This is a genomic window from Verminephrobacter aporrectodeae subsp. tuberculatae At4, assembly GCF_000193225.1.
Lineage (GTDB): Bacteria > Pseudomonadota > Gammaproteobacteria > Burkholderiales > Burkholderiaceae_C > Acidovorax > Acidovorax aporrectodeae.
Window position 1 is genome coordinate 1 of sequence record NZ_AFAL01000794.1, and the last position, 614, is coordinate 614.

General features: G+C 76.9%; 1 pseudogene. It reads left to right on the plus strand.

The features are described from left to right. Positions 1 to 614, plus strand: a pseudogene (locus VTU_RS32055) (PD-(D/E)XK nuclease family protein); the annotation flags it as partial.

The following is a 614-nucleotide window of genomic DNA, read 5'->3' on the forward strand; positions in this document are numbered from 1 at the left end:
CCCCTGTGTGCCTTGCCTTCCCCTGTTGCGTGTCTCAGCCCGCCGTGGCCGCGTGCGTCGCGCGCGCGCAGGAATGGCGCGCCGGCCTGCACGCACCGCGCCCGCTCGCGCAGTGGTTGCAGGCGCTGCGCGCTCTGCTCGTGGCCAGCGGCCAATGGAACGGGCTCGCGCAGGACGCCGCCGGCGCCCGCGTGCTCGCCGCCTTGCGGTTGCAGGCGGGCCAGGAGGCGCAGTTCGACGGCTGCGACGGCGCTGGCCGGCGCATGGCGCTGGCCGAATTCACCCGCTGGGCTGACGAGGTGCTCGAAGCCGAGCGCTTCGTCCCCCCCCGGTGGGCGACGCCCCCGTGGTCATCCTGCCCCTGCCCCAGCTGCTGGCGCGGCCGTTCGCGGCGCTGGTGCTTCCCGGCTGCGACGAGAAGCGCCTGCCGCCCGTGCCGGACCCCGTGGGCAGCTGGAGTCGGGCGCAGCGCCAGGCCTGGGGCCTGCCCACGCGCGAGACGCTGGCGGCGGCGCAACGCGCCGCGTGGCACAACGCCTTGCACACGCCCGTGGTGGACCTGCTCTGGCGCAGCGGCGACGACGGCGGCGAGCCGCTGCTGGCCAGCGCGCTGG